The sequence below is a fragment of the Cernens ardua genome (assembly GCF_051251085.1).
Taxonomy (GTDB): domain Bacteria; phylum Pseudomonadota; class Gammaproteobacteria; order Pseudomonadales; family Halomonadaceae; genus Cernens; species Cernens ardua.
Map to the genome: position 1 here is coordinate 49,646 of NZ_JBPCZH010000003.1, position 25,305 is coordinate 74,950.

A 25,305-nucleotide genomic window follows, 5' to 3' on the forward strand; every position below is an offset into this window, starting at 1 on the left:
ACTTCTGCTTCGCTCGTATCTGACTCAAAACGGCAATAAATCATTAACGTGCATGAAATATTAGGCATGCATTATGACCACACAAATAAAACACTGATCGTAAACAGCTTTATCACGGCTTTTTACTGTATGGATCATCAACGGGTCACTTGCCCAAGCGAGGAAAGGTAATGAACTTGGCAGTCAAATGTCTGACGGGGTTAGCGAGTCTCGGGTTACTTTGTGCGGGAGCAGCCCATGCAGAGGTAACTCTTTTACCTAAAAACAATGGCACACCTTATCTGAATAACCTGCAGCTACAAGTAGGTGGAAGCGTACGTCTGGGCGCCAGTAATGCAATGGGCGGGGGGGATGATGGCAGCTTCAATCATCGTCTGGCAGATGATGGCACGCGCTTTCGTTTTCATGCGACATATTTTTTGCCTAATCAATGGGAATTATTGGGGTATTACGAAGTAGGGAACAATTTTTTCAATGATTTAGGCATGAGCCATCATGTTAAAAAAGGCTCGAATATTACAGATCGTCGCCAGCTATACTTCGGTGTATCCAACCCTCTCTTCGGAACGTTAACCTTTGGTAAACAACAAAGCGTATGGTACCAGACTGTCGGCGCAACTCTGGACGATTGGGTTCAGGATAAAAAAGGCCAGCCCGCCGGCAGCGTGCTAGGCACAAATCCCAATTATGACTTGGGTGAACGCAGCACAGGCTTATTGAATTACACCCATGATTTTGGCCCGTTCAAATTACTCGCCGAGGTCATCATCCCTTCGAAAAGCCTCTATAAAGGCGGCTATGTCTATCGTCGCAATACTGGCGGTGCCCTTGGCGGAGAATACAAAATCACCAATAACCTGACCTGGGGCGCTTCTTATACGTACATGAAAGCGAAGGTGCACAAGTTCAATACACCCAATCCGGACCAGACCAGCTACAATCAGCAATTGCTGGGATCATCCCTGACATGGACACCGGGAAATTGGCACATCGCAGGTCTGGTCGGTTACTACCGCAATTACACACCGGTCACCGCTGATGGCACCCCAGTCGATGCAGGCAGTTATTTTCATAAAAATGCCCGTAGCGCAGAGGCATTCGTCGGTTATACCTTCCCTGTGGCAACTGATGTTGTAACAGCCATTCAACCTTATTACGCACTGAGTTTAACGCGTTGGAACAAATATGATGAAACCTACAACTATTTAGGCGTAGAGGCCAAACTGAGATATGGTTTCAGCATTTGGCTCGAACATCAGTTCACCAATACTTCCAGTACCAAACCCAATGCCAATGCGGATGTCAGCAAAATTCGCCTGAGATATGATTTCTAAACAAAAACAAGACAACGTACTGTTTTCTACCTCACGGAAAAAGCAGAAACAACAAAGCCCGTGAGTCAAAAGGTGATTCCAGTGCGTTGATAATAAAAGAACGAATGGCGGGCCTTGTGGCTCGCTTTTTTATTGCCCGTTCTTTTGATTCAAGCAACGTATAGGCTTGCCTTCAATCCAGGCAATAATGTCTTCCACCACTTCAGAATAAAAACGACGGTATGTGTTTTCAGTGACATACCCTAAATGAGGAGTAATAACGGTATTTTTCATATGACGCAACGGATGCCCTGCAGGAAGGGGTTCAATGTCATAGACATCCAATGCCGCCCCCCGAATGAGCTTGTATTTCAACACCTTTTCAAGCGCTGCATTATCAATCAAGGGCCCGCGCGATGTATTTACCAATATAGCTGACGTTTTCATCAACAGAAGCTCTTCTTCACCCACCAACCCGGTGCTTCGTTCGCTCAGTTTATAATGTAATGTGACAACATCCGATGTACTGAACAAAGTCGCTTTATCAACCGCAAGGATTCCCTCCCTCTCGGCATATTCAGGTTCAAGGTTCTGGCTCCATGCCACTACGTTCATACCGAAAGCCTTGCCGATTGCAGCTACTTTCAAGCCCAACCGCCCCAACCCCACAATCCCCAGTGTTTGCCCGGCTAAATCACCCCCCATGGTTGTCTGCCACTGCCCTTTCCGCATCGCAGCATCTTCCTGTGGAATGTGACGTAACAGGGCCAGAATCAATGCCCAGGTATGCTCAACAGGAGCGGAAGCCAGCGAAGACGTTCCCGTCACACATATTCCTTGCTCAGTCGCAGCTGCAAGGTCAATGGCGGCATTCCGCATCCCCGTTGTTACGAGTAATTTCAAGTTGGAAAGTCGTTTTAACCGTTCAGCATTAAAGGGCGTACGCTCACGCATGACCACTAATACATCTGCCTCATGTACTGCCGCCACAAGGTCATCATCGTTTTCGAAAGAGGTGTGAAGAAATTCAATATCTGCACCAATACGGGACCACTCCGCAAATTGATGAGCAACATTTTGATAATCATCCAATACGCTTATCTTCATTTTAGTAACCCCTATGGTTGATATCACTACGACACCCATTTCAATTACCAGTATAGGCCAATGCAAACGATATTCGGCTAAAACAGACACAACTTGAATATGATAAAAACAACCATGTTCGACTAAAGTGAGAAAACATATTGTTGACAGCTACTTTATTACATACTTTATTCAATCATATTTAACAGAGTTCGACATAAATAGATGCCCCATGTTTTTCATAAAAATTTAGAATAATGACAGGAGGAAACAGTGCTTTATATATTAAAAGAACATTATATGGTCGTGTGGTTTATTTTACTTTTTACACTCGAGTTTTTCATATACTCAAAGAATTTAATAAAAAAATCCCGATGGAATGCACACTGGATAACAAATCTTACTAATCACCTGGCGACCTATGGAATAGGACTTCTTCTCTTTATTCCTGCCATTTCATTCGCCGTGGCGCATCCATTGACTCATATCGTGTCATTAATGAATATCTGGGTAGCAGCCCTCTTCACCATCATCGTAATGGATTTCGCTGGCTACTGGTTTCATCGGTTTTGTCATGAAAATGAGTATTTATGGCGGGTACACGAGATTCACCACCTGGATGAATTCATGGATGTTACGACAGGCTTAAGAGTTCATTTCATGGAACGGTTTTTCCATACTCTTGTAGACATTGTATTAATAATGTCTCTTGGCTTACCAGCATATGGAATCGTCCTGCACTCAGCCATTGCCTTTATTATCTCTACCTACCATCATTCACGCCTGACTATCCCTCATGTGATCGAAAAGTCCATTTCCTATATTATTGCCACACCAAAATTTCATGAACCTCACCATGATCATCTGATTGATAACAACAATACTAATTATTCATTTATATTTCCTATTTGGGACCGAATATTCAACACTTATCATCCTGATACCTTTTCAGGAAAATGGACTTTTGGATTAATCTACTGTAAAGATATTAAAGCTATTGGCTCGCTTTTACGTCCTTTCAAGAAAATAAAAAATCCATGAATCAGTATATTATATATTTTTATTTATCTTAAAAATAACTGAAAAATAAAAAAGCACACTACATCTCTGGAGCGCCGCTATGGGAAACAAAGAAATGCAGTCAACAGGAATCAGATATCGTAAAGGACTGATCGAGTTCCCCGTTTGGTATGTACGGGGAGGTACATCCACCGGGCTTATCATACGTGAAGAGGATGCTCCCCAATCACATCAGGCTCGGGAAGAGTTATTACATCTGATTCTCGGCATTTCGAGCACGGAGCATTTAGACCACAATAGACAATTAACCGGGCTCGGCAGAGGTATATCAACGAGCAACAAAGTCTTTTTTGTCAAAGAGGTTCCCTCTGAATCGGGAAAAGTAACCCTTACTAGCCTGTTTGCCCAATTATCTGCCAATAGTCCGGAAGTCGACTGGAGCGTCAATTGCGGCAATATGACGTCTGCCATCCCCCTCTGGGCATTTGATTACGGATTACTCGATTCATCGGAAGCTCATCCTGTCGTCGATATCATTAACGAAAATACAGGGGTCAAAATTACAGCCAGGCTCAACTACTCCCCCGAAAGTGGGCTCAAAGGTGTAGAAATACCCGGTGTGCATGGTAAATTCCCGGGGGTAGAGCTCTTTATGCATCATCCAGTGGGATCAAAAACAGGTCACCTACTACCGACAGGTCAAGTGCGCGACACTATCAATGATATTGACGTTTCATGTGTGGACGTTGCCGTTCCGATGGTCATCATCAAAGCAGAAAGTGTTGGAAAAAGTGGTCATGAGCCGATCGACGACTTGGCGGCAGACAAGACACTCATGGATACCCTTCGGGACATAAGGGTCGAAGCAGGTATTCGTATGGGACTCAAGAAAAACGGTACACCCCTTACTCGAGAGGAGTTGATTGCCAGCAAGACAATGCCCAAAGTGTGCCTGGTTTCTTCGCCGACTACAAAGAACAGCAACATCACCGCACGTTACTTCACTCCACAGGAAGGGCATCCCTCCATGGCAGTAACGGGAGCATGCTGCCTGGCCGCTGCATGTCTTATCGACAAGAGTGTGGCTCGTGATGTAGCGGCAAAGGTTCCCCTCCCAGACGACGAAACAAGAGAGTACCCTATCGCTATCGATAATCCTGCCGGAGTTATGGATACGATTGTGGTGGGCCACACTGTCGAGGATAGATTTACAATACAAAGTGCGGCTTATAATCGCAGCGCACAAATATTGATGCAGGGGTGGGTGCCGCTATTTCAGCCCTCTCCACTACTGCTGGATGAGTTAAAACTCAATATCGAAAGTAACAAGGATAGCCCAATCCCCGTTTGATCAGCAGTTAATCACGTTTGAAACAACATCGATCAAAAGTTATACCTTACATACAGTCCGGTAGAAGTATGATTATTCGGTACTTTTGCACTATCGGTTTCCCGGTCGTTGTACCACATGTGGTCAACGGCCAGAATCAGTCGATTCTGGAAGAGCATGGCAGCGATACCCAGAATATTACGCTCCACCTTTGCCTTTGAGTGCTGATCTGTTTGCAGGTTGTAATCGTAGTACACCTGCCCATCACCGAACTTACCAAATAGCCCGGGCTGGGTATACGCCTCGAATGCTGCATAGTTATTGGTTTTCGAATTCAGGCCGGTAGCATGATAGCCCTGTCCGAAATCAGCGCCAAAGAACCAGTTGCCGGGTGTCCAGTTGATACCCGTATTCCACGCATTAACATTATATTGGCGATATCCTTCTAAATCACTCCTTTGAATTCGGGCATGATGGTAAGTGGCCCCCATGATCAAGTCATGAGTGAAATGATACTGGCCACCCACTTCTTCAAAATCCTTTCGTTGACTGCCATAAGTCAAGGAGCGGGCTACCACCCGATTATTATCAAGGTAATAGTCATTGGTATGGTGGATATCACCTCGACGCCAACCATACATGGCGCCCAGCGTGAACTTATCGATATTAACGACATATTTGATTGTGTCTGAAGGGCGCTCAATCATCCCATCAAGATCATTACCAGACCAGGCGGTTTCACTGTAATCCGCATACAGCCACGGTTGGTCAGTAAATACATCGACGAAATCATAAAGAAGTGAGTTTTGCCGTCCAACACTTATAGATCCATAGGTCGGATGACTGATGCCAAGGTAGCGATAACGGTTGAAGTGATTATCACCATGGGAAGTTAAGTAAAAAGGGTCAAATCCCTCTTCCCAACGGCCCAATGCAATCCACCCATTATTAAAGTGGTGATCGTAGGTAATATTTATTCGACTACCCGAATTACCATGAGCATCATGGTTGTCACCAGCAGCATTAAAATCATATTCGTAGGCAAAACGGCCACCGACTGAAAACGTATTGTTGGCATCATTGAATACATTGAAAGCCATGGCTGAGTCAGCCATGGTTACACTCCCCAGACCAATCAATGTATATAAACCCAATGCTTCAAGTTTAAAGGATGTTTTGAGAGCGGTAGAAAGCGCCTCTGGAGACAGCTTGATAGCCTCATATGTTTTTAGAGTGTAAAGCATTCCGTATAACTCTCGAATATAATTAAGCAGCTCTATCACGAGTCAATACAGCACGGGAGCCTTTTATAGTTTCATTGGAATGTATGCAGGCAGTCTTGTTGCAACAAAGTATTGCCCCAAACCTCCTGTATACAAATGCACAGCATCCAAGAGACTATCTTTCGAATATGACTGACTTAACGCTATTCGATGAAGCTTTTATGATCTATCGATAAAGCGGTACGCGATCACTCAGTTTCGTTCAGCAACTGTAAAGAGGCTGATACGGCAAAATGGTCAGAGGGAAAATCGTTCTTTCGATGGTCAGGAATTTCATGATTACGACTACCGAATGCTTCGAATCCAAGTTCATTCTGAAGAGGGGAACCCTCTACAACACCGCCCAAATGGTGGGCAGCAGAGATCATCAGCCCCTTCACATAAATAAAGTCGATCCTGTCACGAGGCTCCCGCTCCAACGGTTCAATGAAAGACCAGGTCAAGCCCGGTGCCTCTTCAACATTCGGATGGCAGATACGAAAAGCATCCTGAAAGCCTTGATCAATGAAAACCTGTGTCGCGGGCCATTGCACATAGGGGCGAAACTCACCCGCCCAGTCTTCTCCACTGGGAACGTTAAAATCACCTGCGACGATCACTGGAACAGGCTGAGGCAGCGATTCCTGAATACGTGTCGTTTCAGCCAGAATTTTCTGTGCCTGCGCTGTACGCAGTTGCTCGCCTTTTTGGGTAAACACGGCTTCCGGCTGGTGCTGCAGATTAGCCAGGCTATAGGGCCCGTAATCCCAGGGAGCAAGGTGTACCGACCACGCGAGCACATCACCCAGGCTCGTTTCAATGAGAGCCGCCGTGGCATAGGGTGCGGTATCAGTTAAAACCCGTCGGACGGGGAAGGCCGTTAGTATAGCGCAATCATAGCCCTGTTGGGCCACATTCATTCCCAATTCATGCGCTAGGCGAGCAGCACCAGCACCATTACTTTCCTGAATAAAGACAATATCGACATGTGCCTGAGTGATGACACCGATCTGCTTTCGAAGAGCATCCTCGATCTCGGCGCCCCCTTTCCAGATATTCCAGCTCAAGAGGGCCAAGGACGTTTTATTGGCAGGATATACGTAATTATTACCTGATGATGCAGAGGTAGGAGAAACATACGGCATTTCATCGCTTTCCTGACGGATATCCAATGGGGAAGCGGCGGACGTTGACGATGACTGAGAAAACGTTTTCGTGTGGGAACCGGGAGTCGTCATAATAGAGTTGCCTTCTTGTCAAAAAGAGATAGCTAAAGACTGGAAGGATCGGAACAGCGTACGTGAAACGATGATACGACTATACATAGTACCCACCCCGATCAGGCGCGGTTAAAGAGACACTTGTGCCAGGCTGGTAATACGAAAATCAGAGGGAAGTTCCACATCAGGATTGGATGAAACGCCCACCACCGTTAATCCGGCAGCCTTGGCTGCACGCACGCCTGTAGGGGAATCCTCGAAGGCAACCGCCTGTTCGGGGGCAACCGACAAAAGCTGACAGGCTAACAGATAAATTTCAGGTTGAGGCTTACCTTCTTTTACATCCTCCAGGGTGCAGACGGCATTGAAAAAAGAGGTCAACCCATTGGCCTCCAACATCGCCAATACATCTCTCCTCAATCCGTTGCTGGCCAACGCAATAGGTACTTTGCCATGCAATTGGTTTAATAACTCCCTGGCACCGGGCATTAACGGTACACCACGTGCCAACAAATCCGAGTACCGTTGAGTAATCTCATCTTCGATGACTTTGGCACTTTGATAGTGATCACCCGTAAACCGATAAAGCAATCGTGCAGTATCCACTACCGTCAGACCGTGGAACTCATCCAATGAGAGGGTCAATGCAGGCTGTTGGGTATCCATCCATTGCTGAATGAGATCCAGCCATACCGCTTCAGAATCTACCAGAAGGCCATCACAGTCGAAGACCACTGCACCTGCCTCCAGCTTTTCGGTCTCATTCGCCATGGATAAACCAAGGATCTGCTTCATATCTGACATAGTGCTCTCTGTTCCATAACTTGACACACGTTCAGCGCATCGATTTTACAGCACGCTACTTCTTTACAAAGGACACAATGTGGCTTGCAGTGCTCGGGCTCAATTATCAATAACCTCATTACATGGCTTACTCAATACAACGGATGCATTAATTCAACCACCACTGCAACCATATTTACAGTAACGACCATGCCGCCCCTGTCCTCAGTAGCTGTCCTCAGTAGCAGTCCTCAGTAACTACCCTCATGCGTTCCGGGAGATAACTATCCCCTGGCACCTGCGGGAATGCGTAAAGCGGGCTCGGCAATAACGTTTACGTCAACCTGCGTCCCTACAGGCGTTCTTGCTGCAGCGGAGCTAGATGCCGAAGAGACCACTTCCGTTTTATCTATATCAGACACCGCACGGACAAAGGTACGTTCACCTGTGAAGATTTGAGAAACGACAGTACTGGATCCCTGTGGATTGGGATGAAACTCGATATTTTCGGGCCGAATGAAGAGCGTATCCAAACCCGAGGCTGGTCCACGAACCTCGAATGTACCTTGTTGGAAAGAAGGCTGAACCCCTACTTCCGTCACCCCTCCCACAAACCGGGCAACAAACTCTGTTGCCGGGCGATGATACAGCGTTTGAGGATCCGCCAACTGCTCTATTACGCCGCCTTTAAGGACAGCAACACGATCAGCGATAGCCAACGCTTCTTCCTGATCATGCGTTACAAACATGGTGGTAATCCCCAAACTTTGTTGCAATCGGCGAATTTCCTCCCGCATTTGAACACGCACAATCGCATCCAGCGCAGAAAGAGGTTCATCCAATAACAACACAGAAGGTTGAGTGGCCAGGGCACGGGCTAATGCGACACGTTGCTGTTGCCCGCCGGAAAGCTGATGAGGGTAGCGGTCAGCAAAAGGACCAAGCCCACAAATGTCGAGCAACTCTTTCGCACGCGCGGCGCGTTTGTCCCTTTGGACCTTTCGAACCCGAAGGCCATATTCGACATTATCCTGCACACTCAGATTGGGAAAAAGACTATAGGCTTGAAATACCATGCCGATACCACGACGATTGGCAGGTACCTGAGTCACATCTTCGCCATTGATAAGTACACGGCCCGTGGTAGCGGTTTCAAAACCAGCCAGAATACGCAGTGCCGTTGTTTTACCACACCCCGATGGGCCCAACACGGTAACCAGTTCACCGGCCTTCAGCTCCATATTCAAAGTACGAAGTACTTGGGTAGAACCAAAGCTTTTAGTAACACCCTCAAAAATAACATCACATCCCAATGTTTGTGATGGTGTGTTGGATGCAAGAGAAGAAGATGCTATCGACGTCATAGGTAAATACTCTTCGGCCAAAACACACATTGAGACACTAGCCTCAACAGGTTGAAGTATGTGGAATCTACTGTGATTTTGAAAAACGCCCAGCACATAGGGTGGCCACCAGCAACATAAGCCACGTTACAATGTTCAACAGGACTGAAACAGCTATAGAGGAGCGGAAGTCCGTCGCCGAAACGGTATAAAGCCAAACAGAAACCGTTTGATAGCTCAGCGTCGCAGCAATGGCAAATTCACTCAGGCTCACTGCGATGGTGAAGAATATTGAGAACAACACCGGGCCGCGAATATTGGGAATAACGACACGCCAGACCGTACCCCATGTGCTTGATCCCAAAGAAGCGGAACCTTCTACCATGGCTTTCAGTGAAATAGTCCGTAGCCCAGAATCGATGGACCGAAAAGTAAAAGGTAGGCACAGCACCACGTAGCTCCCCACCAGTATCAATGGGATATTGGGGTTCTGAAATACCTGGCTGATTTGATCTGCAACCGAAAAACGCCCTTGGTTTCCCGCCCACCTTAATAAAGCCACAATACCTGCTGCCAGGGCAATCGGGGGAACCACCAAGGGTAATGTACACATGATTTCAAGAAAAGGGCGCAGTTTAGGTGCCCAGAGGTGAACGGCAACAACAGCCGGTACCAGCGTCCCAATCAGCACTACAATGGTCAGGAGTACCACAAGTGATGTCCGTACCAGCGCAGCAGCCAGGCTGTCGTTTGTGAAAAGTACATTATAGGCGCCTAACGAAAAATGGCCGCCCGGTAGAATCGCATAATCAATACTACATACCACCGGGATCACGATAAACAATGCCACAACCGCAAGGGGAATCCATGGAAACACCTGAACACTCAAACGATAGACAGCCGACTTTTGTGAGCGCCTTACTGAAGCCATTGGGCACTCCTTTTCTGCAATCGATTGAAGAGGAAAAGCACAATGACAGCTACCAGCACCATGGCAAGCCCTAGTGCCATGGCCGTTGACTGCCCACCGGGACCGATCCCGGAACTAAGCAAGGAGGCAATCGAAAGCGGCACCAGGGGATAGCCACCGGCACCAATCAGAACAGCTGAAGAAGCATACGTTGCAAATGCCGCCCCAAAAAGAAGAACCCACCCTCCCAATAACGCTGGGAAGGCGATGGGGATACCCACACGGCGCCAGAAATTGAATGTGCTTCCACCCAATGCCGTATTGGCTTCGCGCCACTCTTTTCGCAAGCCTGCAAAGGTCGGTAAGGTCACCATTATCATCGTGGGAATCAAAAAATACTGGTACATCACGATCAGCCCTTGCCATGAATAAAGTGAAAATCCCAAATGACCAAGCCCAAGCGTTCCATAAATAACGCCGGTGCTCCCCAACGTGACAATGAACGAAAAGGCTAATGGCGCACCTCCATCGTTGGCAAGAACAGACGAAAATACCGCTACAACGGCATCCAGTATCCGATTATTAATCCGTGCAATACAAAAAGAACACAGCGTGCCCACTACGGCAGCAATGAATGAACCAATGAACGAGACCAGCAACGAATTATATACCGCCGGAACTTCAGCCTTCAGACTGGAAAAATTCTGTAAACCCAAATGAGTAGAGCCATCACTTCCCGTTACCGAAAAGGCCACCATGGCCATGCCAAAGATCGGTAACAACAAAAAGACGGCCAAAATCAGGCACAAGGGGGTCATACCCAACCAGGCGGGAGAGCGGAACAAGGCCAGTATCGATATCCTGCGCCGATGAGCAGTCATACCAGTGCTACTTTTGCTTTTAGAAGTGCGAATATCAGACAACAGTTACTCCCTTATTATTTCGGAGCCCGTTTAACGCTGAATTACCGAGATATTAGAAGATCAGCAAGTGATTTTTGTCGCACCTTTCCAAGCGTTTCCAGCGGTTATCACTTGTTTGAAAAGGTGCAACAATCAATGGTTACAAATTTATTGAACCGCCTTGGCCCACTGTTGATTGATCACAGAAGCCGCTTCATTGCTTTGCTGTACAGTAGGCTGTGCTGCAGAAATTTCCCCGTTGCCTGGCAACCTGGCAAGTGCTTGCTGATCAATGGTGCCGCTTTTTATCATCGCTTGCAGGCGCACCGGCGTCACATATCCCTTGAGCAGAAGATTTTGCCCTTCGTTGGAAAACAGGAATTCATAGAACAAGCGTGCAACGGCCGGGTGAGGTGCATCTGCATTTATTGAAGCAGCATAGAAAGAGGAAACCTTACCATCAGACGGGATGATGATGTCGAAACGGTGATGCTCGGTTTTTTCAACATCTTGCTGAATGGGCTTAAGCAGGTAGTCCCAATCAATGATGATAGGCGTAGCACCTGTTTCCACCGTTCCCTGATTCGCTTGCACAGGAACAAAATTGCCTTCTTCACTTAATTGATGGAAGAAATCAATACCCGGTTGGATATTATCAAGACTACCCCCATTGGCTTTGGCAGCTGCAAAAACAGCCATCAATGCTGTTTCGGCCGTGCTGGGGTTACCTGTGAGAGCAACCTTGCCCTTGTATTCAGGTTTCAACAGATCCTTCAAAGTGGTAGGACATTGAGCAACCTGAGACGTATCGCAACCAATCGCCATGGTTCCACCGTACTGATTGATCCAGCTATTATCCTGGGCATGATTCTGTTGCGGAATGTCATTTATCGTTTGTGGGGTATATTTTGCCAAAAGCCCCTGTTTATCAGCCGCAATGGCAAAACTAACACCGGTATCCAGATAATCCAGCGAGTTGGGCTGCCCTTTACGGTTAACAATGGCATTGATCAAATCCTGACTGGCACCGGTGGACTGATCGTTATTGATTTTGATGTGATATTTTTCCGAGAAAGCATGAAGCAGGCCGCCGTAATTGGCCCAGTTATCAAATAATCCCATGGCATTGAACGTCCCCTCTGCCTGAGCATCCTTGACGAGTTGCTGCATCCCACCTCCAGCCTCAGCCGAAGTTGCATTCTGCCAACGTTTGTCGGTCTGCGAACCGGCGCCTCCACTACAGGCAGTTAACATACTGGAGAGTGTGATTAATCCAATCGCTGCAATAGTCGTTGTTTTATGCTTTATCATGACCTTCAACTCATGAGATATAAAGGAAATATCAAATCACCAAAGCCTTGATGTACCGAGTATCTCTTACAGACATCTCCTCTTTTATCAGGCATTTCTGCAAGGTGATATTATCAACAGGGCTGTGATCATCTGGTCTATTCGTAGATAACATGCTCTATCCCAAAAGGCATATCTTGTAATGACAAAACGTCGATTTCGTGACAGCCACGTGACATTTCCATGACACCCATCATTCTTGTCGGGCATATTCAAGAGAATGAAGAAAATAACTCTCGGTCCAGGCCAAATACTGTCAACCCATAACGTCTTGTATGATTAAGCCTATTAAGTAATAGCACGTTATTATAGGAATATCTAAAAACAAGAGTGATATGCACGAATATTGTGAAATCTTTCTCTCATACCTTGATTGCCTGCTCCGGAACTATAATTCACTTTTCAAATATCAGTACTTCACCTTTTCGGCAATACATTTAATATATTCAGGCCCTATCCCACAACAACCTCCAATAGCGGTTGCTCCAGACTTTATCCACGCTTCTGCAAGTATGGCATAGCGTTCTGGTACAAGATCTTTTCGAAGAGCGGTTATTTCCTCATTTGCCCCTTCCTCATCATGCTCATCCACGAAGGCATTCGCATAGGCACCCAACGCTAATGTCATGCCCTGTTCTTCGAGAAAATCCTTTGCAAAGATCAGCGCACGGGAGATAACTTCAGGCTGGCTGCAGTTGAACAAGAGCCTTTCAACCCCAGCTGCATCGGCCAATCGAATGGCGTCTTCCAGAGATTCTCCCGAACGAAGCACGGGTACAGGATGCTCGGGTATTGGTTGTTGGCCGAGAGGAGAATCCTCCAACGTAAAGGAGAGCCACACCGGTATTTCGCTTGTCTGAAGCAAGCGGGTGACTTCCCTGGCTTCAGACAATGAGCTCGTTGTTTCAGCCAGCCAGATATCCACGTAAGGCGCCATGACATCCACAAGCACTTGATGAATATCACGGGCAGCCTCTTCATCGAACAAGTCGGGACGATAGGAGCCCATTGCAGGCGGTAGCGAGCCAGCCACTTTTACCCAATGGGGCGCACTGTCAGCTTCCTTACGAGCTATCTTGGCCGCCAACTGTGCCAAGCGTGCTCCATCTTGTCGAAAACGTTCCTCGCCCAAATGGAAGGGAACTACTGCATAATTATTGGCCGTAATGACTTGAGCACCTGCCTGAATAAAATTGCGGTGCGCATGGGCGACAGATTCCGGTGACTCATATAACGCTAGCGCTGACCACTCAGGTTGACGAAAAGGTGCTCCCATTCGTTCCAGTTCACGGCCCATGCCGCCATCAAGCACTATCGTAGAGGTGGACAAGTCATTTTGATCAGCTGGTTTGGGCATGGATACTCTCTTTAGGGCTTGTGGCTAACGTACATGTATCGCCAAAATGAACAACAAAAATATAAGCAAGAGGGGGCAGCAGAATAGTTGACGACAGGTCTTGTTCTATTTACCGTACAGATATATTCATCTTAAGGAACAATGTCCATGGATTACCCTCTTGCCACCACCGATGACCTTCGCGAAAAAGTATCATATACACTGCGCCAAACCCGTGTTTCCAAAGGTCTCTCTCTTAATGGATTAGCAGAGAAGAGCGGTATAGGCAAGGCGACTCTTTCAGGTATCGAACGTGGCGAGGGTAATCCTACCATTGAAACGCTGTGGAATTTAGCCAAGGCTCTCGATGTTCCTTTCGGTGAACTGTTGGGCAAAGACTCAGAAAGCACGGTCACCTCACTTCAGAAGGGAATCAAAGTGGAGCTGGTTGATAAGCAGGCCGGCAAACAACGCATCGAGACCTATCTGCTGGATATCACCAATCATCAACGCCGCCTGGCAGATCCTCACATGGAGGGTGTCAGTGAAAACATACTGGTGCTCAAAGGGCAATTACTGACAGGGCCAGTAGATGCCCCCGCTCTGGTAAACACGGGGCAACACTATACCTTCAAGTCGGACACGCCCCATATTTATCAAGGGGTCAGTGATCAATGTCGAGCGTTAGTGTCAGTGGTATATCCTTCGCACGACAAGCAGTCTCCCCATATCTCGGAAGAGTATTATAGCCCGTGGCCTCATACCGACGATGACTGGGATGGCCTGATTCGCAGAATAGAACGTATCAGCCTCGAAATTACCCATGGTATTACGACAGCCTGTGTCCACTTCGCTGACTGTGAACTGGAACCTGAACTTGCCCTGAAAGCACTTGAAGAGAGGTTGCAGAAAAATCGTGTGCCTACCGATTACCTCCCTCTGCGTCTGGTATTCGATAAGTATCCGATGATGGTTTTCCTACGTCATGAAGGCTACCACGAACCACTGCAACAACTCACACATGACGCGTTCATTGATGGAAATATCCGCTTGGCGAATCGAGGGTTGGAAACCTATCGCCCCCTTACGCCCAGTGAGGCAGATAAACTTCACCAGAGTGCAGGAAGCGCTATCGTCAGTGAAGCCACGCTGGCAGCGGAAGTGTTGACTCGCCATAACCAGCCTACAGTACCCAAGCAGGCGGCCCCCTCTTTCGTGAAAAGTAACGTCAATGCGCAGCACAGTGATGAGCATATGTTCGAGGACCGTATCAGTGTTGATGATTACGCTGCCTACGAATTGGTACACCCGGCGTATGCCAAACAAGCCGTAGCTGTAGCCGCTGAACTACGGTCTCATCTAAGCACACCTGTCGCCAATATCATTGATGTGGGGACAGGTCCCGGGTTACCACTCAAAATGATTCTAGAGATGCTGCCTTCCTTGCAGGTAACCGCGGTAGATCCAAGCCGTGTGGCCTTCGCTCACCTTCAGGTTCTGTTCAAGGATTACGCCAACGTCACACCTTTATGCGAAAGCATCACGGCCATGAACCCCACCCATCACTTTCAGGGAGCAACCTCCATAGGTGCCTCACATCATCTGAATACATTGGATTTTCTGGTCTCTACGCGTGATCAACTCGAAACCGGGGCCCATTTCTTCGTTTCAGATGAAATGATCAAGCCATTCAAATCCATCAAACAACGAACGCTCAATCTGATTTGTCACCACTTGCGTTATATCGCAGATATCATGATTGATGTTTCTCTTGAAGGGCTGACGGCTGCAGAAGCGACACTGGTCACCCTTATTCAGCAGCAGGTTCCCCTCGCCCTGCATGAAGCCCACTCAGGTAATCAGGTGGCGGCAGAAAGGCGTGTACGTGAACTTTATCAAAGCATCAAAGCACTAGAGCTGCCCAACCCGGTTTCACATCCCTCAATTTCTTTCTATAGGCTGCATGTGCTGGAGTTGGAGGCGCTGGTGGCGGGTATGGATTATGAGGTTGAACAGAAAACCTATCCTCAGCGTTTTCATGAACTCGCACGTCGCGCTGGCTTTGAGATGATCAAACACCAACGGCTGTATGCCACACATGGCGATGATCACTGGGATGCAGGAACGCATTTGTTCGTATTGAAAACACTATGAGTACAATGAATCCATCTTCCGAGGGAATATTACGATCTGGTTTTCTGGCCGCTCTTCCTATTGTACTCGGTTACTTGCCCATTTCATTTGCCTTTGGCGTCGCAGGGGCAGCGCATGACATGAGCTATTCCAGTGTCATAGCCATGTCGGCACTGGTATTTGCCGGTGCAAGTCAGTTTGTACTGTTGACGACATTGGCCAGTGGTGGTTCGTGGCTGCTGGTCATTGGGCTCTGTACGCTGATGGACTTCCGCCATATCTTCTACGGCACCATTTTGAAAGACAAGATCCCCTTCAGCACTGGTAAACGCTTTATCGCCGCTTTTTTCATGACGGATGAAGTCTTCGCTACTGCCTTGGTCAAATCCGCGTCTATCAAAGAAACACAGCGTGAGAAATGGGTTTTAGTGGTGGGATTAGTCGCTTATCTGTCGTGGGTGATAGCGACTTGCTTTGGTATTTATTTGGGAAACGAGATCAGTTCGGCTTTTCCACTGACCATGCAAGTGATGCTTTTCTCCCTACCGGCACTTTTTCTATTGCTTTCCTATGAATGCCTTAGCAAGGATAACGTCTTGTCGCTTCTTGTAGCAGCGGTCGTCTCGGCAACGTGTCTGTTATTACATTGGCATAACCTGACACTGGTACTGGGTGGCCTTAGCGGTGCACTAGTGGGGCTTTTCCACAATGGTAATGGTGATGATAACGGGCAAACACTCAAGCCAACCGATACTAGTCCAGATAATATGAGCTTTTAGTCCCATGTTTACTCACTCTGCCCTGCCTGCCATCATCCTGATGGGGTTAATAACCTACTCTTTCCGACTATTGCCTTTTTTGATGAGGCGTCCAACCAACGAGCTTTTTGGACCACGCATTAATCGTGCCTTGAATGCACTAGGGCCCTCACTGCTTGTTTCAATAGCCATGATGGTGATTATCCCGGACATCACCGATAAATATCATGCTTCCATAGGTGCGCTCGTACTCCTTTGTATCGCATTGGTGCTGGTCATAGTCGTCCATCGCATCGTCAAAAGCGTAGGGCTTTCCATTATTGCCGCCATGGTGATATACGGAATATTTCTCTACTCGGGATGGTTTGATTTCTAGCCGATGCGATAGTGCAGTACGTGTGAGCATTGAACGACAATTTAGCCCTACTGAAAATTACCCCCAGAGTAAACAACAGTCATCATCACATTTGCTGTGACATGACACTTTTACCTGGGGGCAATCAACATCCGATTGTTTTAATTGTATTTACACGTCATCAAAGCATTACTCTTTCCCTTGGATATAAGCCAACGCGATCAGAAAGCCCAATGCAGACTCGTGTAAACAGAGCGTCCCATCAGGTCGTAATACATGGGTACATACCCTTCTGAAAACATACTATATTGTGTCGTAAAGGGTGGTTTACGATTGAAAATATTGGTCATTCCTACCGTAATTTGGGGTCCATGCCTGAATTGATAGGCAAGGTTGCCGTCCCACGTAGTGTATGAGGCCACCCGGTTATGGTGTCCCACCCCGTTGCTCATGTCACGGAAACCGGTACGGTAATGATTAACGATACCGGCCTGCCAGCCCCCTTTACTCCAACTCAACGTTACAACATGTTGCCAACGATAGTTAACCTGTTCACCGTTGGAGTCATAGCCCATCTCATTGATGGTTTTACCATTCTGGCTTTGGCTATATTTATTGACATAGGTACCATTCAAACTGATCCCCCAGGTGCCCCAGTCAGTAGGAAGGAAGTAGCTACCCGCGACATCAACCCCGTTTTCCTGCAAATTGCCCACGTTCTGATAAAAGTTGTCGATGCTGGTGATATGACCGGATGCATCACGGTTGATCATGCCTGGCTCATTATCCAGAACATATTGTGCATCCGGTTGTACAATCTCTTTATCAATACGTACCCACCATAGATCCACACTGGTTGTCAGATTGTGAATCGGCTGCACAACCATGCCTAGCGTCCAGTTTTTGGCACTTTCGGGCTGAAGATTCTTGTTCCCACCCTGTTTCAGATTGAATTGGGTATAACAATTGGCGCGATCCGATTGATCCGGACCATTGGGACAAAACTGGGGATCATAATAGCCTGTCCCGGTTTCGGTAATCAGCTCTGAACCATCTGATTGCGTTAGAGAAGGCACACGGAATCCCTTACCATATGATCCTCTAAAGACAACCTGATCGATAGGTTGATAACGGAAAGACACCTTGGGCGTGGTTTTACTCGCAAATCCTTCATACTTGTTGAACCGGTCAGATAAGGTCAGCGACAAGGCATCCGTCACAGGCACATTTAACTCAGCCCACACGCTGCCATGATTACGTGATGCGTGTACCCCTTGCCCTGCAGAGATGCCGGTAGAGAAATCCTCGTCGGCCAAATGGCTCACCAGACTATTGATCTTTTCGTGGGCGGCATCCGCTCCCAGTGCTACATCGACAGGCCCGGCACCAAACCAGTCACCAAGGGAATGACCAACGTGTCCATCCCAATTGTAGCTTTGGTATTTGGCAGTCCAGACGCGCCCGTGAATTTCCGTATTTTTCCATGCCTGATACTCCTCGGGAGTCGAAGGGTAGGCGTACGGATTGATAAGCCCATTTTCAATGCCTTGCATGATTTGGAAGGCATTTGCATATCCATGATCAAGGCTCTGGTGGAGGCTACTCACGTTGTAGTAAGCAGCAGTATCATAATTCCACCCTGCAAGATGATCCCCTTTCAACTCGAACATCACCCGCTTGGCATCATTGGTATTGCTCTGCAAACGATCACCCAAAGGCACGGAGCGCAAATACAGGGTATTTCCCTGATACGTGGGCGCCGCATTATTAGGCATTACATCGGAAGGTGCAGATTTTACGTTATTGCGACTACGCCCCCAGTATGCCGACAAAATACCGGTATTATGCTCACTTAACTTGAAAGTACCGGCAGTATAGAGGGAGGTTTTCTCTGTTGGAGCAATAATCCAGACATTATTGGATGCATTAAAATAACAGCTACCACTATCTTCGATCTGATGATGACCATCACTACATGCATTGCTCGCGGCAACAGCATTGATACTGGCTGGAAGGTTATAAAGGCTCTCTCCAGACACACCCTGCCCAATATCGTCCTGCCGAAAATAACCGCGGTTATTGCTATTGATGCTGTTGGTCTTTTGATAAGTTAGCGTACCCAACACATTGTAACCATCGCGGTTGATATCCCCTGTACCCCAGGTAAAGCCATAATCACGGCTCTGACCGCCACCACTGTGGGTAGGCGTAGAGAGGTTTGAATCTACCGTCAATCCCTGATAATTCTGCTTCGTAATAAAGTTGATGACACCGCCGATAGCATCGGAGCCATAGAGCGCAGAAGCACCATCGCGAAGTATCTCCACGCGCTGGATAGCAGCGAATGGGATGGTATTCAGGTCCGGGGCATTCCCTGTTGCAGCATCCGGCGGCAAACGGCGGCCATTCAGTAGAACAAGCGTATATTGAGAACCCAAACCACGCATATTAGCCGAGGATACGCCATTGGTATTTTGCCCAGTGGTGCCTGCAGAAGTACCCCCTGCACCGTTATTGGCCGTGATTCGATCCATCAATTGGTCTACGTTGGTAACCCCCTGCTTGCGCATGTCACTCATCTGAATAACGGTAACGGGAACCGCGGTTTCGGCATCAGGGGTTGCTATAGCACTGCCTGTGACCGTTACATTCTGCAAACGTTGCGATGAGGATGCCGCTGATGAAACGGAGGCCGCAGAAGCGGGTGCTGCGGGTGCTGCGGGTGCTGCGGGTGCTGCGGGTGCTGCGGGTGCTGCGGGTGCTGCTATTGTGGCGCCAGCAGCCGTGGGAGTGGAAGTGGAATCGGTGCTTTGTGCACTGGCCTGTGAAACAGGGAAAATCACGCCCAGCAATAGCGCAGAAACAGAGGACGTCAGCATTAAACGATGATGGATACCGGTAATACGGATACCACTACCCTGTACCTTCAAAAGACTCGAAGGCTCTTTTTTATGCGATTTTTTCATTATGGACTATTCCCTTGATGGTCATGTTTTTTCGTTTTTATGCAACCACCGAAGCGCTATAGCGGCTTCGCTTTAAACATTACTGCTACTTTTTTATTTTAAAAAAGGTATTTGAGACGACAGGTTTTTATTCGCTCATCACAGTAGTGTAAACAGTCTAGGCAAGACTAAAGTCATCGTAATCCAAATAAAAATAAAAGGCTGCCTTTTATTTGCCTGTTTTCACCGGCAGGCATAAAAAAAGAGGGACTTTGACAAGTCAGTATTATGAGAATTATTTCTCCCCATTAATATCGGTACGTAACCACTTTATTTGTTGATGGAATATATCGATAAACATTGACATGGCATGTGTAAGGGAGCATTTACGCGGATAACACAGCCCTAATACACCGGGCTGTAATATTTTATCCTTCAGCGGTATAAAATGAATGCGACCAGCGTCCTGGGGAGACTCGACATCCAGCTCTCCCAATATCGAAATACCAATACCGCGTAAAATCATCTCACGGGTCAATTCAATCGTATTGGACGTCCCCATGCCCTTGATGGTCACTCCAGCAGCTTCCTCCAACATTTTGAACTGATAATGAAGCTGTAATGGCGCGCCCGGTAAAATGACATCGTGATGATATTGCACTAAATCTGCGAACCGTATGCTTTCTCGGTGTGAAAGCTCATGACCCGCGGGTACACAAACCCCCAGCCGCACTTCCCGCTGAAGTATAACAGCGATATCACTGAGGGGAGAAGGATTCAGCATAAGGCCAAGGTCCAATCGTCCTTCGACCAGGCCGCGCCCAACCTCTTCATTCGATAGAACACTGACCTCCGTAAAAATACCGGGAAAACGTTTTCTCATCTCTTCAAGTACATCCGGCAGTATTTGCCGTGATGTAGCTCCGATGACCCCGATGTTAATCTTGCCTCGACGATATCCGCTCAAATCATCAATGTGTCGGCAGATAGAGCTGTATTGGCGCTGCCAATCCTGAGCGCCTTTCATCAAAGCCTCACCCGCAGGACTAAGCTGCATGCCCTGCGAAGATCGGCTAAAGAGCGTCACACCCAACTGTTCTTCAGCATTAAGAATCTGCCGATCGATTGCTGATGCCGATACATTCAAATATTCAGAGGCCTTACGTATAGAGCCGTGCTTCGCCACTTCTACAAAGTAGATCAACATCTTGGAGAAGGGAGTCATAGGGCGTTCTCTTTTTTGCAACGGTTCGTTATAAATAATGCGTTTGAAGTTTACACCATACACTACGATGATCTATGAAATAAAAATAATGTTATAACCTGTGCCAGCCCTGACAGAGGCAAATCATGCAACTTCTCGTATCCGGTATTTATATCAACGGTGATGACAACCTGAACATAGAGCTGGTATCCCCTACGGGTGAGCCACTCCCCGCATGTAGCCCGGGGGCTCATATCGATATACGCACACCATCGGGCATGTTGCGCCAGTACTCCATTTGCTTCCCACAGTCAGTCAATCAGCGGCAAGGCGCGGATCGATATCTAATCTGCATTCGTCAGCAAGTCACCGGTCGGGGCGGCTCAAGGTCACTTCATAGTGAGCTACGTGTACGGGATATTGTCGAAGCTTCCGAGCCACGGAACCTGTTTCCACTCCCCGACAACGCAGAAAAATACCTATTGTTTTCGGCAGGTATCGGGATTACCCCCATCATTGGTATGGCACTTGAACTGGTCAATCGCGGGGCCAGCGTGGTCTGGCATCATTTCGAACAAAACGCAGGGCGGGTGGCTTTTCTTCAAGAGCTCACTCGTGCACCTCTGAACAATATCGTACACCTACACTTGAGCAGTGAAGGTGAAAGCTTCCGCACCCTGCATATTGATGAGCTGGACACCCCTAATCCTGACACGACCATTATGGCCTGTGGCCCCAGCGGTTTCCTCACTCATCTGGCATCACGTATCGAAAGCTCGGGCTGGACAGCGGAGCAGCTTCATGTAGAACATTTTCAGGCGGCTTACACACCCAGTACAGCCGATGAGAACAATACCCCTTTCGAGGTAGAAATAGCCTCCTCTGGGCAAACGTTCACCATCGAGGCCAATCAGACCATTGCCGAAGTCCTCAACGACAATGGGGTGAATGTCGAGATTTCCTGTGGTCAGGGAATGTGTGGTACCTGCGTATGCGGCGTATTAAAGGGCCAACCAGATCATCGGGATATTATTCTGAGTCCTATGGAACGTGAAGCCAACGATGTCATGACCCTCTGCTGTTCACGCGCTAAAACCCCTCTTTTGGTACTGGATCTATGAATACCACGCTGACAGGCCTCAGGCTCCCCCGCTGGTTATTGGGAAACACATGGCCCACCCGGGCAGGGGAGCCCCTGCTTGCCCGCCTTGAAACAAGGGAGGGCCGCTTCACGTCCCTGGTACCAGATACGGGGGATGTCATCGGAGATCACCACTTTGGTGGAGCATTGGCGTTACCCCCGACAGTAGAAGCTCATTGCCATCTTGATAAGGCTTTTTCCCGGCCAAGGCTGGGTCAACTTTCCCCCGGGCTGCTAAGTGCCATTGATGCTACGACGAGGGATAGACAAAACTGGACGGCCGAAGATTTGCATCAACGTGCAGAAAGAGCACTGGAGCATGCATGGCATTCCGGTGTCAGGCATTTACGTACCCATATCGACTGGTGGGAAGACACTGCACCAGTCGCATGGAATGTGATCGCCGAGCTGGCACAGGCATGGCAATCACGCATGCATATTGAAAGAGTCGCGTTGGTACCACTGCCATTATATGCAGACAAAACGGCAACACAGCGTATAGTTCAGCAAATTGCGCAAAGTCAAAATGCGCTATTGGGTGGTTTTGTACATAGCTCCAATATTGAAGCATCAACCCTTAAACACTTGGTGGGCAGTGCGTGTGAACAGGGCATACCTCTGGATCTGCATGTTGATGAAGAACTGAATCCTGATGCACAGGGTGTGGCATTACTGGCAGAGCTCATGCAGCAGCACTCAGATGCGCCACCTCTTTGTATAGGGCACGCGTGTGCTTTGGCAGCCATGCCCCGAAGTAAAGCATTGAATATTCTGGACTCGCTGGCGAAAAGCAATATCAGCCTTGTCACATTACCCACTTCCAACCTTCTGTTACAGGATGCAGAAACAGGCAAAACGCCCCTCCAACGTGGGTTAACTCTCTACAAGGAAGCACGGGCACGAGATATCCCCGTCATGATCGCCAGTGACAATGTTCAGGATGCTTTTTATCCGTATGGTCAACAGGACCCATTAGAGGCTTTCCAACTGGCAGTACCTACTCTCCAGCTGGAAAATCCGTTCGATGAAGACTCGAAATCCCTCTGCCATACGCCCTGGTTGAAAAATGCCAAGGATAATACATTCACATTAATCGGGTCTGAAGCTCGTTTGCTAGTGTTTGAAACAACAGAGGCAACTACCTGGCCCGCCGCACCAAAGCGGAGCGTCATGGATTTTTCCGGTTAAGGAAACCCCATTTTCTTCACCACGTTGTTTCATTCGTTTATCGGCCTGAACCAACGTGGCACATGCATCGGTGAAGGAATCTTTATCACTACCGCATTCACAACAATGTTATAGCGAATATGGGCAACACGATTTCGACGTGTGATTTTAGACTCTACGTCTCGAATACACGTCTTTTTTACAACATCCAAGGAGTAATGGGATGAGCAACATGGCAGCACCCCTGGCCAAATATGCGTCCTATCGTCGAGCAGGAGATTTTATCTTTCTTTCCGGCATTATTGCTGTAGACCCTGTGCAGAAAAAGATCGTCCGCGGATTTGATGACATCCCTGACGAGGTGGCGAATGCTATAGGCCGTACAGGTGAATTTTCCAGTGATTATCGTCAGGAAGCCATATTGGCACAAAGCTGGTACGTCCTCGAATCAATACGCAAAACCATCGAATCGGCGGGCGGTAGCATGAGCGACGTTTTCAAGCTGGTTCAGTACTTCAAGAATCTGGATCATTTCCCACAGTTCAGCCATGTGCGCAAAATGTTTTTTCCGGATCAGCCGCCCGTTTCAACGGTGGTAGAGGTGAGTGGTATGTTACCCAGCCCGGATATCGTTATTGAAGTGGAAGCCACCGCCTGGTTGCCTGAAAACCGTTCATAGCCTACGACAGGAGATACCTTCATGTTGAATGGATACATCCCGGAAAATCGTTTCCTGCCCTATCTGAGCTGGACTCAGATCGCCAACCTCCCTGACAAAAAGAATACGGTGATCGTTCTACCTGTCGGTGCCATCGAACAACATGGTCCGCATTTGCCTGTAGCAGTGGATAGTGAAACGGCTTTTGCCATGGCGGGCAAGGCACTAGAGCGGCTTGATGCAAGCATTCCCGCGTATGGCATTCCGCCATTGAGTTATGGAAAGTCGGATGAACACTTGCACTTCCCCGGCACCATCACGCTGACGGGGCCACTTTTCATGGAGACCATTATTGAAATCGGTGAATCACTTTACCGGAGTGGATTCCGAAAATTGCTGGTCATCAATGGGCATGGGGGGCAGGTTGCACCGCTGGATATGGCCGGCCGGGAACTGCGCCTGCGGCATGGTGACTTTATCTTCATTCACAAAGGCACATTTAACGTTCCTCACAATACTGAATTTGTGGATGAGTGGGAAAACACAACAGGCATGCATGCAGGGCACAAGGAAACTGCGCTGATGCAAGCGCTGATACCGCAACATGTTGATATGTCGAAAGCCGTTAACAATACCGTACCACGTCTTGATATACCGACATTAAGTAGCGACAAGCCTCCCATGGCCTGGTGCTCCCGTGATTATGGCCCTACCGGTGTGATTGGCAACGCCACAGTGGCAACGGCCGAGGAAGGTAAACAGTTGGTAGATGATCTGGCCTCCTCCTGGGCGAAAGCCATTGCAGAAATGCATCATCTGCAATGGCCCGAGCGGACAGAAAATACGTGGGGCAAAGGACATTTTGAAGGTGACATCATGACACATGATAGCCTTGGCTAGCGTGGGCTGGACTATAATTTGCATGTTTTTTGAAGGGGTTCTCAAACTGCCATCCTGTAAAGCACAGGTTGCCGCTTCGCACAGAACATGCTTCTTGAAAAGCGCTTGCTGAAAATAATGGCCAGGAGCCAAGGGTAGTGAACACTACATCACTTGAACAATAAATCAGCGCAAATAAAGGGTTTCCAC

At 47.9% G+C, this 25,305-nt stretch carries 21 protein-coding genes; 10 read left to right on the forward strand and 11 right to left on the reverse strand.

Annotated elements, in window-relative coordinates:
• Positions 1-170: 170 nt before the first annotated feature.
• Positions 171-1,334, forward strand: coding sequence for a porin (locus LMG33818_RS06955; protein WP_442322642.1), 1,164 nt, complete (start codon positions 171-173; stop codon positions 1,332-1,334).
• A gap of 129 nt (positions 1,335-1,463) precedes the next feature.
• Here LMG33818_RS06955 and LMG33818_RS06960 read toward each other — a convergent pair whose 3' ends face one another.
• Positions 1,464-2,420: a D-2-hydroxyacid dehydrogenase family protein gene (locus LMG33818_RS06960; protein ID WP_442322643.1), complete on the reverse strand. Its 957-nt coding sequence runs from the start codon at positions 2,418-2,420 to the stop codon at positions 1,464-1,466.
• A 252-nt stretch (positions 2,421-2,672) separates the two neighbouring features.
• On the opposite strand from LMG33818_RS06960, the gene LMG33818_RS06965 reads away from it, so the two are divergent.
• Together LMG33818_RS06965 and LMG33818_RS06970 are read left to right on the forward strand one after the other, a co-directional pair.
• Positions 2,673-3,440, forward strand: coding sequence for a sterol desaturase family protein (locus LMG33818_RS06965; RefSeq protein ID WP_442322644.1), 768 nt, complete (start codon positions 2,673-2,675; stop codon positions 3,438-3,440).
• A gap of 79 nt (positions 3,441-3,519) precedes the next feature.
• Positions 3,520-4,770 (forward strand): PrpF domain-containing protein, encoded by a 1,251-nt coding sequence (locus LMG33818_RS06970; protein ID WP_442322645.1) that lies wholly within the window; start codon positions 3,520-3,522, stop codon positions 4,768-4,770.
• A gap of 32 nt (positions 4,771-4,802) precedes the next feature.
• Here the strand turns inward: LMG33818_RS06970 and LMG33818_RS06975 are convergent, their stop codons facing one another.
• The 8 genes from LMG33818_RS06975 to LMG33818_RS07010 all read right to left on the reverse strand — a co-directional run bounded on the left by LMG33818_RS06975 (position 4,803) and on the right by LMG33818_RS07010 (position 13,876).
• A complete protein-coding gene (locus LMG33818_RS06975; protein WP_442322646.1) occupies positions 4,803-5,993 on the reverse strand; it encodes a porin in 1,191 nt (396 codons plus the stop codon).
• Positions 5,994-6,220: 227 nt separating this feature from the next.
• Positions 6,221-7,249, reverse strand: a complete 1,029-nt coding sequence (locus tag LMG33818_RS06980; RefSeq protein WP_442322647.1) for an endonuclease/exonuclease/phosphatase family protein — start codon at positions 7,247-7,249, stop codon at positions 6,221-6,223.
• Between the two features lie 111 nt (positions 7,250-7,360).
• Positions 7,361-8,035 carry an HAD family hydrolase gene (locus LMG33818_RS06985; RefSeq protein ID WP_442322648.1) on the reverse strand — a complete coding sequence of 225 codons (675 nt, stop codon included), beginning with the start codon at positions 8,033-8,035 and terminating at the stop codon, positions 7,361-7,363.
• Positions 8,036-8,298: 263 nt separating this feature from the next.
• Positions 8,299-9,378 carry an ABC transporter ATP-binding protein gene (locus LMG33818_RS06990; RefSeq protein WP_442322649.1) on the reverse strand — a complete coding sequence of 360 codons (1,080 nt, stop codon included), beginning with the start codon at positions 9,376-9,378 and terminating at the stop codon, positions 8,299-8,301.
• 67 nt (positions 9,379-9,445) lie between these two features.
• The gene (locus tag LMG33818_RS06995) at positions 9,446-10,288 is read right to left on the reverse strand and encodes an ABC transporter permease (RefSeq protein WP_442322650.1); all 843 of its coding nucleotides are present in this window, start codon (positions 10,286-10,288) and stop codon (positions 9,446-9,448) included.
• The gene (locus LMG33818_RS07000; protein ID WP_442322651.1) at positions 10,276-11,190 is read right to left on the reverse strand and encodes an ABC transporter permease; all 915 of its coding nucleotides are present in this window, start codon (positions 11,188-11,190) and stop codon (positions 10,276-10,278) included. Before LMG33818_RS07000 ends, LMG33818_RS06995 begins: the two co-directional genes overlap by 13 nt.
• A 147-nt stretch (positions 11,191-11,337) precedes the next feature.
• Positions 11,338-12,480 (reverse strand): extracellular solute-binding protein, encoded by a 1,143-nt coding sequence (locus LMG33818_RS07005; RefSeq protein ID WP_442322652.1) that lies wholly within the window; start codon positions 12,478-12,480, stop codon positions 11,338-11,340.
• Positions 12,481-12,928: 448 nt separating this feature from the next.
• Complete coding sequence (locus tag LMG33818_RS07010) at positions 12,929-13,876, reverse strand: homocysteine S-methyltransferase family protein (RefSeq protein ID WP_442322653.1); 948 nt, start codon at positions 13,874-13,876, stop codon at positions 12,929-12,931.
• Between the two features lie 147 nt (positions 13,877-14,023).
• Here LMG33818_RS07010 and LMG33818_RS07015 point away from each other — a divergent pair, with 147 nt between their 5' ends.
• The 3 genes from LMG33818_RS07015 to LMG33818_RS07025 are packed head-to-tail and all read left to right on the forward strand — an operon-like array spanning position 14,024 to position 17,122.
• Positions 14,024-16,009: a helix-turn-helix domain-containing protein gene (locus tag LMG33818_RS07015; RefSeq protein ID WP_442322654.1), complete on the forward strand. Its 1,986-nt coding sequence runs from the start codon at positions 14,024-14,026 to the stop codon at positions 16,007-16,009.
• A complete protein-coding gene (locus tag LMG33818_RS07020) occupies positions 16,006-16,767 on the forward strand; it encodes an AzlC family ABC transporter permease (RefSeq protein ID WP_442322655.1) in 762 nt (253 codons plus the stop codon). The genes LMG33818_RS07015 and LMG33818_RS07020 overlap by 4 nt, the downstream gene beginning before the upstream one ends.
• 4 nt (positions 16,768-16,771) lie before the next feature.
• A complete protein-coding gene (locus tag LMG33818_RS07025; protein WP_442322656.1) occupies positions 16,772-17,122 on the forward strand; it encodes an AzlD domain-containing protein in 351 nt (116 codons plus the stop codon).
• Between the two features lie 200 nt (positions 17,123-17,322).
• Here the strand turns inward: LMG33818_RS07025 and LMG33818_RS07030 are convergent, their stop codons facing one another.
• A complete protein-coding gene (locus tag LMG33818_RS07030) occupies positions 17,323-20,067 on the reverse strand; it encodes a TonB-dependent receptor (protein ID WP_442322657.1) in 2,745 nt (914 codons plus the stop codon).
• A 274-nt stretch (positions 20,068-20,341) separates the two neighbouring features.
• On the reverse strand, positions 20,342-21,271 hold the full coding sequence (locus LMG33818_RS07035) for a LysR family transcriptional regulator (RefSeq protein ID WP_442322658.1): 930 nt from the start codon (positions 21,269-21,271) through the stop codon (positions 20,342-20,344).
• A 125-nt stretch (positions 21,272-21,396) separates the two neighbouring features.
• Here LMG33818_RS07035 and LMG33818_RS07040 point away from each other — a divergent pair, with 125 nt between their 5' ends.
• The 4 genes from LMG33818_RS07040 (at position 21,397) to LMG33818_RS07055 (ending at position 25,116) form a co-directional block, all read left to right on the forward strand.
• Positions 21,397-22,371, forward strand: a complete 975-nt coding sequence (locus tag LMG33818_RS07040; RefSeq protein ID WP_442322659.1) for a PDR/VanB family oxidoreductase — start codon at positions 21,397-21,399, stop codon at positions 22,369-22,371.
• Positions 22,368-23,579, forward strand: a complete 1,212-nt coding sequence (locus tag LMG33818_RS07045; RefSeq protein WP_442322660.1) for an amidohydrolase family protein — start codon at positions 22,368-22,370, stop codon at positions 23,577-23,579. The genes LMG33818_RS07040 and LMG33818_RS07045 overlap by 4 nt, the downstream gene beginning before the upstream one ends.
• A gap of 202 nt (positions 23,580-23,781) precedes the next feature.
• Positions 23,782-24,237, forward strand: coding sequence for a RidA family protein (locus LMG33818_RS07050; RefSeq protein ID WP_442322661.1), 456 nt, complete (start codon positions 23,782-23,784; stop codon positions 24,235-24,237).
• A 21-nt stretch (positions 24,238-24,258) separates the two neighbouring features.
• A complete protein-coding gene (locus LMG33818_RS07055; protein WP_442322662.1) occupies positions 24,259-25,116 on the forward strand; it encodes a creatininase family protein in 858 nt (285 codons plus the stop codon).
• Positions 25,117-25,305 lie beyond the last annotated feature (189 nt).

What these genes read in the sequence shown, in the direction of transcription:
- LMG33818_RS07015 (WP_442322654.1), top strand. Translation starts at nt 14,024, where the DNA reads ATGGATTACCCTCTTGCCACCACCGATGACCTTCGCGAAAAAGTATCA.
- LMG33818_RS06975 (WP_442322646.1), bottom strand. Translation starts at nt 5,993, where the DNA reads ATGCTTTACACTCTAAAAACATATGAGGCTATCAAGCTGTCTCCAGAG.
- LMG33818_RS07045 (WP_442322660.1), top strand. Translation starts at nt 22,368, where the DNA reads ATGAATACCACGCTGACAGGCCTCAGGCTCCCCCGCTGGTTATTGGGA.
- LMG33818_RS07050 (WP_442322661.1), top strand. Translation starts at nt 23,782, where the DNA reads ATGAGCAACATGGCAGCACCCCTGGCCAAATATGCGTCCTATCGTCGA.
- LMG33818_RS07055 (WP_442322662.1), top strand. Translation starts at nt 24,259, where the DNA reads ATGTTGAATGGATACATCCCGGAAAATCGTTTCCTGCCCTATCTGAGC.
- LMG33818_RS06985 (WP_442322648.1), bottom strand. Translation starts at nt 8,035, where the DNA reads ATGTCAGATATGAAGCAGATCCTTGGTTTATCCATGGCGAATGAGACC.
- LMG33818_RS06970 (WP_442322645.1), top strand. Translation starts at nt 3,520, where the DNA reads ATGGGAAACAAAGAAATGCAGTCAACAGGAATCAGATATCGTAAAGGA.
- LMG33818_RS06980 (WP_442322647.1), bottom strand. Translation starts at nt 7,249, where the DNA reads ATGACGACTCCCGGTTCCCACACGAAAACGTTTTCTCAGTCATCGTCA.
- LMG33818_RS07020 (WP_442322655.1), top strand. Translation starts at nt 16,006, where the DNA reads ATGAGTACAATGAATCCATCTTCCGAGGGAATATTACGATCTGGTTTT.
- LMG33818_RS07030 (WP_442322657.1), bottom strand. Translation starts at nt 20,067, where the DNA reads ATGAAAAAATCGCATAAAAAAGAGCCTTCGAGTCTTTTGAAGGTACAG.
- LMG33818_RS07010 (WP_442322653.1), bottom strand. Translation starts at nt 13,876, where the DNA reads ATGCCCAAACCAGCTGATCAAAATGACTTGTCCACCTCTACGATAGTG.
- LMG33818_RS07040 (WP_442322659.1), top strand. Translation starts at nt 21,397, where the DNA reads ATGCAACTTCTCGTATCCGGTATTTATATCAACGGTGATGACAACCTG.
- LMG33818_RS07025 (WP_442322656.1), top strand. Translation starts at nt 16,772, where the DNA reads ATGTTTACTCACTCTGCCCTGCCTGCCATCATCCTGATGGGGTTAATA.
- LMG33818_RS07035 (WP_442322658.1), bottom strand. Translation starts at nt 21,271, where the DNA reads ATGACTCCCTTCTCCAAGATGTTGATCTACTTTGTAGAAGTGGCGAAG.
- LMG33818_RS06955 (WP_442322642.1), top strand. Translation starts at nt 171, where the DNA reads ATGAACTTGGCAGTCAAATGTCTGACGGGGTTAGCGAGTCTCGGGTTA.
- LMG33818_RS06960 (WP_442322643.1), bottom strand. Translation starts at nt 2,420, where the DNA reads ATGAAGATAAGCGTATTGGATGATTATCAAAATGTTGCTCATCAATTT.
- LMG33818_RS07005 (WP_442322652.1), bottom strand. Translation starts at nt 12,480, where the DNA reads ATGATAAAGCATAAAACAACGACTATTGCAGCGATTGGATTAATCACA.
- LMG33818_RS06990 (WP_442322649.1), bottom strand. Translation starts at nt 9,378, where the DNA reads ATGACGTCGATAGCATCTTCTTCTCTTGCATCCAACACACCATCACAA.
- LMG33818_RS06995 (WP_442322650.1), bottom strand. Translation starts at nt 10,288, where the DNA reads ATGGCTTCAGTAAGGCGCTCACAAAAGTCGGCTGTCTATCGTTTGAGT.